At 57.9% G+C, this 4,844-nt stretch carries 2 protein-coding genes and 1 pseudogene; all 3 read right to left on the bottom strand.

Annotated features, from left to right (window positions below; genetic code table 11):
* Positions 1 to 14: 14 nt before the first annotated feature.
* Positions 15 to 2,573, bottom strand: coding sequence for an ExeM/NucH family extracellular endonuclease (locus NW820_RS10135; RefSeq protein ID WP_414407417.1), 2,559 nt, complete (start codon positions 2,571 to 2,573; stop codon positions 15 to 17).
* A gap of 171 nt (positions 2,574 to 2,744) precedes the next feature.
* Entirely contained in the window at positions 2,745 to 4,211 is a 1,467-nt protein-coding gene (locus NW820_RS10130; RefSeq protein ID WP_011434306.1) for a hypothetical protein, read from the bottom strand.
* Positions 4,212 to 4,452: 241 nt separating this feature from the next.
* Positions 4,453 to 4,844 (bottom strand): annotated as a pseudogene (locus NW820_RS10125) (hypothetical protein); the annotation flags it as partial.

The raw sequence follows: 4,844 nt of genomic DNA, 5'->3' as shown, positions 1-4,844 counted from the left end.
CTAGGATCCCACACCTAGTTCCCGGAGATGTTGACACTATCCACCCGCCAGCGAGTGGCCGAGCCGGAAGCTGTACCAGAAGAGCGATAGCGGAAGGCAATGTAAACACGGTTGGAAGGCTGGATCCCAGCCAGAGAAATCGGGCCGGAGTCGACGAAGCTGCCCGTAGAGAGAGTGGGAATCGTCAGAGCAGTCCAAGTGGCTGCATTCACTGCCGCTGGAGTGCCTGCACCGCTGTAGTTGGTGGAGTAAAGAACGCTTAGTTGTTGCGAAGGAGGAAGGCCGTTATCGCTAAAAGAACTCTGATTGCGGAAGGTCAGAACTGGGTTGCTGACGGAAGCCAGGTTCAGAGGAGGAGTGATCAGCCAGTCATTACCCGGTTGCTGACCGTTGAAAGCGTTGGCCTCGGCAAGGGAGTTGACACAACGCCAGGAACGACTGGTGTCGCCGTCCACATCCACAATCTGCCAGCCGGCTGGAGCAGGGTTGCAGTTATCAAAGCCTTCAGTCAAAGGCAGGTTAACGGAAGGAGGAGTTGGTGTCGGTGTGGGCGTCGGCGTCGGTGTGGGCGTCGGTGTCGGTGTGGGCGTCGGCGTCGGTGTTGGGGCCGGAGTCAGGTTCAAGCCAACGAGCACCGGATCGTGGTCGGAAGAGCGGAAGGGATCGCTGGCGTAGAAGAGGCTCTGCTGAGAGGGACTCTTGAAGCTCAGGGTGTAGTCCAAGCTCACGGGCTCATCAGCGTTGATGTGCCACTTAGCTGAGCCTGTAACTTGGGGTCTCAGACTGCTGTTGGCCAGGGCATGATCCAGAGATCCCCACTGTCCTTGGAAGCTAAAGGAGTAGCTGTTGGAGCCATTGAGGTTGATGAACCCGCCCGCCTCCAGAGTTTTGATCGGATCCTCCATAGCGTAGGAGTTGAGATCCCCCATAATCAACACATCCGGATCGGTGGAGCCAGTTGGATTGGTGGCGAGCCAGCTCAAGAGTTGCTGAGCGGCCCGGGTGCGGTTGCCGTTGCAATTGCCTTGGAAGGGATCGTTGTCAATAGGATCGCAGGGAGAAACCTTGGACTTGAAGTGGTTGACCACAACAGTGAAGGTGGCGTTGTTGCTCCGCTGCCGGAAGGTTACAGCCAGAGGAGGACGATGGAAGCGTCCGGGGCCTTGGGTGAATTCCCCTGTGTCCAGGAAGGCCGGGTTAGTGCCGGGGGCAATTTCAACCGTAGCTGGCTTGTAGATAAAGCCGTTGGTGATGGCATCGCCGCCCAGGTTGGGCACTCCAACATTCACAAAGGCGTAGGTTCCTGCCCCCATGACCTGGTTGAGCCCGTTCACCAAATCCTGAATGGAACTATTCGAACCGTATCCATCGTTTTCTAACTCGTTGAGGCCTACGATATCGGCATCCATGCGGCGAATAGCCTCGATGAGCTTATCCCGCTGGCGGGTGAACTCGGTGGCGTTGCTGGCTCCCTGACAGGAGGAGTTATTGGGGAAGCAGGCGTTGCCGAAGGTGTTGAAGTAGTTGAACAGGTTAAAGCTAGCTACCCTCAGGGAGCCCCCTACTGAGGGTGGGTTTTGCGGGCGAGGGTTGGTGGCTGTAAACCTGGGCAAGTTGTTGGGATCATTGGGGTGGATACGGTAGTCGATGGTCGCATCCACATCGCCACTGACATTCCGGCCTCGCAACTGGGTCATGATCCCGGTGATGTTGCTGACGCGATCGCCGCCGCGCACAGTGTTAGCCGCGCTCAGGCCACCCGGAGTGGGGTAGATAACCGGATCTGGGTTTTGGGTGAGCAGCCGGTCATCAATGCGAATCCGCTTTCGGTCGTTTTCCGCTTGAATGGCAGCTGCCTGGCTGGGAGCCGCAATTTGCGTAGGAGTGAACAACCGCTCTGTGGCCACACTCAGCTCCCCGTGGCGTCCCAGCAAGAAGGAGTCGGTTACAAACAGGGGCTGATTTCCAAATGTGACCAGCATTCCTTCCAGAGCTTCCCTTTGCTCCGCAGTCAGCGGTAGAGAGATCTGCACTGGGGCCGGCAACGGATTGTCAGAGCTACAGACAGTAAAGCTGGTGACGTTGGAGAGCTGGGTTTGCTGGCGGAACTCAGCAACCGTTCCGGTCACCTGAACCCTATCCCCAAGCCTGACGTTATTAGCTGTGCCACTGAAAACGAAGATGCCATCTGATGTGGCGGGATTCCCGTCACCATCATCTTGTAGGTAGTAGCCCTGGAGATAGGTTTGGCCAGCCACCCCCTCATTTTCAAAGTCTCCTACTACGATTCCAGAAACCGTGACTGTTTGGTTCACCAGGGGGGAAGTGAAGCCAGTGCCCTGGACAGTGCCAACTGGGATCAGGTTGGCGTTGGGATCACAGCCTCCCGGCGTGGGCGTCGGTGTTGGCGTGGCTGTGGGTGTTGAAGTCGGGGTCGGTGCTGGCACAGGTGTAAGTTTTGGCAAAAGAGTTCTTCTGGAGCCGCACCCTTGCAGAGAAACCAAAAGCACCAAACCAAAAACTAGCACCGCAATTGATTGGGCAACACGACGCGAAGTAACCCTAGACCACATCTGCTTCACTCCTCCCGAAACTTCAAAGGATCCCGTATTTTTACCGTCTATATGGATACCATCTTCAGGAAGGAATCTGAGTAAAGGGGCAGCTAAGGTACGCTTAAGAAGACAAGAAGTTACCCCCGCCTGAGTCAAAACTCAGGGGAGAACATGGGCAGGCTTTTTCCCCTAATCCCCCAATTCGGGATCCGGTCGTACCCGCACCCCCATCTGGCGCAGCAGGCGTAAAGAGTTTTCTGGCCCATCGATCATCTGCTGCTCGTTGATCCAGTAGGTGGCAATGCCCAGGTCTTCTAGAAATCGCACATAGGGATCCGGCGGTGGTCCATCGAAAACGGCGGCCTTCTGAACGGAAAAGCCCTGCTCGATCCAGGGGCCGAGGGCAAAGCGCTCGTAGTAGAGCAACTGTCCCACCACTTCCTGCAAAGCCTCTGCCGCATCCTTGTGGTGCAGGAGCTTCACTTCGGCCAAAAGCAGATGCCCGTCCGCCACGGCCAAAAAGTCAAAGGTATGCTGATCCTCCCGGACTTCCAATCCTGCCAGGCGGAACCAGCGGCGAAACTGGTGCAAGATCTCGTTGTGGCGCTCGCTGCGCTCCAACTGACGTCGACGGCGGCGTTCTGCCATCAGCGGGTCTGTCCCGGCGCTGTGAGGGATCCCACTGCTGCGGAACTGGGGCGGCTCATCGGGATCCAAAACCACCTTGCCCCCAGCAGGTTGATGCAGGAGGGGCGGCATCTGGGGCAAGAGTTCTGTGGATCCCCACTCCACCTCTGGCTGCTGAGCCCAGGTAAGCAGGTGTCGATTCAAGGGGTGCTCAGGGTGGGTGTCGAACAACAGGCGCAGTTGAGACTGGCTAAACTGAAAATCCAGACGAAATTGCTCGATGGAGAGGCTGCTCCGCCCCTTTTGCAAAGTTTCTTGGCCAAAGTAAAGCATCACCAAGAGCGGGTAAATCGGCAGCGGACGATGGGAGGGAATAAGCATCGCCCACATGTCATCCGTCCAGTGGGGGAGCAGGATCTCGGCCTGTTTGCCTTTGCCCACCACCTGCAACATTTTGGGGTGTCCCGGCTGCCAGCCACAGGGGTGATCGTCAAAGCCGCAAGTCTGTCGCCCTTGATCCACGCTCAAGGGGTAGCGCCCGTCATAAAGGCGGAAAGGACAGAGATCCCGGTCTTCGGCCAAAAAGCGCTCGTCTTGCCACAAGTGGGCCGCCAAGGCATGACAGCCGATCCCTTCCTGGCTGTTGCAGGCTTTGAGCCAGCGCCGTTCCGCCAGTTTCCCGCCCACTTTGCTCGGGGCCAGGGGCCGGATCAAACCGTTTTCCCCCTGGTTGAACAGAGGCCACACCAAAGGCTCGCCAGTTTCGGGTAGGGTCGGCAAAAGAGGATGGGTTTTGCTGTAAAACGGGTCGCAAATGCGCTGGGCCACTTGCTGCAAGGGTAATCCGCGGGGGGATCCCACCCAAGGCAGCAGGGATCCCGATCCGGCCTGAGCGCGGTGATACTGGATGGCCAGAGCCACCTCTAGCCCTATCGGACGGAGTTCCGGCGTGAGCTGCCGGTAGCGCTGCAGCAGCCGGGAAGCCTGCACAAACAGGTCGTAGCGCCGAACGGGAACTGCGTCAGCCATAGTGTTGCAGGAAAAGCTCCCCACTGCCTTGGGCAAGAGCTGGTACAGGCAAGCACCTCCGCCTCAAAAGAGGATACTTTGGCAACCGCCTCTACAGACCCAGACCTTGCCGAGGATATCGGGCCGACACCCCCTCCTCTTGGCACCAGGTCAGTTGTCAGTGTAGTAGAGAAACTCTAGGGCGAGAAGATGCTGCCCCTCGCTTGCAGGTTGTGGGAAGAATGCGCAGTAGGCCCTGATACTAGGGCCACCCAGGAAAGGGAAAGGGGCGCTCTGTCTCTGCATCACGGTCGTACTCCGTAGGTCGGCCTGTGTCCCGCTGAAGCACCAAGCTGCCCACATAGTCGGCCTCTCGATAGACGCGGGCAATTTGATGGTGGATTTGGGCCATGTCTTCAGCAGAGACCACGCCATTGTCGGTGGCTTTGTAGAACTGGATCGTGACCCGAATGGGAAAGCGGGGATCCCGCTCGATGTCCAGGTTGTTGATCTCGGTGAAGGGGCCCTCTACCTCTCCATGTCCGATGACAGCGGCTTCTACATTGCTGAGGCCGGCCAGGTCGGCTGCGAGTCCGAAAAACTTGACAGAGATATCCTCAACTTCCCTTCGCGGCGGCTGCCGCTGCTGGAGAG

It is taken from the genome of Synechococcus sp. R55.7 (assembly GCF_047461955.1).
In the GTDB taxonomy this organism is placed as follows: domain Bacteria; phylum Cyanobacteriota; class Cyanobacteriia; order Thermostichales; family Thermostichaceae; genus Thermostichus.
This window is presented reverse-complemented; position numbering and strand designations above follow the sequence as displayed.